Below are 798 nucleotides of genomic sequence, written 5' to 3' on the forward strand. Positions count from 1 at the left end.
AACCTGATTATGTCCTCCGGGGAGCCTTACGATGTGATCACCACCTACAATGACATGGCGCTCTATTCCGATTATGCGCAAAAAGGCGCATTGGTCGATCTGACGCCGCTCATTGAGGAATACGGTCCCAATATCAAGAAGGCGATCTCCCAGGAGTCGATGGACGCGCTGAAGATCGACGGCAAGCTGTACGCTATCCCTGTAGTGGTCACTTATAAAGTGAACAGCAGCATCCTGATTCGCACGGACTGGCTGGATAAGCTGGGGCTGAAGATGCCGACGACTACCGATGAACTGACCACGGTACTGAAGGCGTTCAAGGAGAAGGACCCGGGCGGCAACGGCGACCAGAACGTACCGCTGACGATCCGCGGCGACCTGCCGATGCTGGATAACCTGGTCGGCGCGTTCGGTATGCCGAATACGTGGAATGATGTGGACGGCCAGCTGGTACCGCGCCTGCTAGACCCGGCGTATAAGGACTACATCACCTATACTGCAGATCTCTACAAGCAGGGCTTGCTGGACAAGGAATTCGTCGTGAACAAGGACGCCACCGCCAAAGAGAAATTCACCAGCGGCAAAGCCGGAGCGATTATCGTCCACTGGGCGGATATCGGCGGGATCGCCGAGGCGTTGACGAAGAACATCCCGGATGCGAAGTTCGCCTTCGTCTCGGCGCTGAAGGGACCGTCGGGGGAAGCGGGCTTCTCGGGCAATGCTGGATTCGACCGTCTGACGTTCGTGCCGAAGGCGTCGAAGCATCCGGAGGACGCGGTGAAATGGATCAACGCGACC

1 protein-coding gene is annotated in these 798 nt (G+C 57.5%); it reads left to right on the forward strand.

The annotated features are described in order from the left end of the window. A partial coding sequence (locus GC101_RS00200; RefSeq protein ID WP_171715642.1) for an extracellular solute-binding protein occupies nucleotides 1-798 on the forward strand: 798 nt, incomplete at both ends.

Origin of the sequence: Paenibacillus phytohabitans (assembly GCF_013141775.1) — a bacterium.
In the GTDB taxonomy this organism is placed as follows: Bacteria; Bacillota; Bacilli; order Paenibacillales; family Paenibacillaceae; genus Paenibacillus_AQ; species Paenibacillus_AQ phytohabitans.